Annotated in this window: 2 protein-coding genes and 1 pseudogene; all 3 read right to left on the bottom strand. The window is 74.1% G+C overall.

All coding sequences use genetic code 11. The features are described 5' to 3' along the window. Positions 1-241 (bottom strand): annotated as a pseudogene (locus tag C6N75_RS17235) (hypothetical protein); the annotation flags it as partial. A gap of 52 nt (positions 242-293) precedes the next feature. Beyond that, positions 294-425: a hypothetical protein gene (locus C6N75_RS31635; protein WP_258177466.1), complete on the bottom strand. Its 132-nt coding sequence runs from the start codon at positions 423-425 to the stop codon at positions 294-296. Positions 426-427: 2 nt separating this feature from the next. Next, the coding region (locus C6N75_RS30735) for a hypothetical protein (RefSeq protein WP_181160508.1) at positions 428-1,051 on the bottom strand (624 nt) is incomplete at its 5' end.

Below are 1,051 nucleotides of genomic sequence, written 5' to 3'. Positions count from 1 at the left end.
CCGCCGGGCGCGGGGAGGCGGTGCGGCGCGGGGAGGCGGTGCGGCGCGGCGCAGCCGACGGGGAGGGCTCGATGGTGGCCAGTTCCTCGCGGGCGAGCGCCGGCAGCGGCTCGGGGACCTGGTGCGGCACGGTGAACCCCGCCGCCGGGGCGGGCAGGGGCGGCGGCGCGCTCACGGTGGTGCACGCGGTGAGCACCGCGGCCGCCACCGCGAGCGGGACCAGGAGCGGACGTTGGTGCATGTCTCCTACTGTGCCTGCCGGTTGAGCGGTGCCGGACGCGGTGCGCGGGTGGTCACAGGGCAGGCGCGGTCAGGCGCGTGCCGGTGTCGGCGTCGCGGGCGGTGCCGTCCGGGGACAGGCGGACGGTTCGCAGCGTGGGCGCATCGCCCGGCGTCCATTCCTTGCCGCCGACTCCGACCTTCACCGTCACATCGTCCAGCGCGTCCGCAACGGGCAGCGAGACCTCGGGGGGCGGGGCCAACTGCCGTCCTCCGCTGTGCTGCGGACGGTCCGCGCATCGCCGGCAATGAGGAGGTGCCGAGCGTCCTTATTGAAGTTGGATTCCAGTTGGATGATCACATGGTCGCGGTCGCGGGTCCACCGGGCGGTCAGCCGTACGGGGACGCCGTCGATGGTGAGGCCGGCGGCTGACTTGCCCACGTACGACTTCGCCTTGTCCTGCCGGGCCTCGGTGCGCTCGCTCTGGTCGGCGTACTGCCAGATGCCGAGGATGGCCAGGCTCAAGGCGGCGGCCGCGACCGCGTAGCGGCGGGGAAAGCGGCGAGCCGTTGGCATGGTGGCGGACGCGGGCTCGGGGAGGGCAGTGACGCCGGACGCGGGTGGCGGTTCCACCTGGCCGTACCACGTCGTCTCCGGCCCGCTGCTGTCGTACCACTCCTTGCCCATGCGGGCGACGGTAGCGCGGAGCTGGGCGGCGGTGTGGTGGTCTCCGGACAGGTCGGCCACGGTGGCGCGGGTGATCAGCCACCGGGTGGCTTGATCGCTCATGATGCCGTACGCCCGGATGTCGGCCCGCTCCCCCAGCGCGGC

The sequence above is a fragment of the Streptomyces solincola genome (assembly GCF_002982015.1).
In the GTDB taxonomy this organism is placed as follows: domain Bacteria; phylum Actinomycetota; class Actinomycetes; order Streptomycetales; family Streptomycetaceae; genus Streptomyces; species Streptomyces solincola.
Note: the sequence above shows the minus strand (reverse complement) of the source record. Positions and strands in the feature narration are given on the sequence as shown.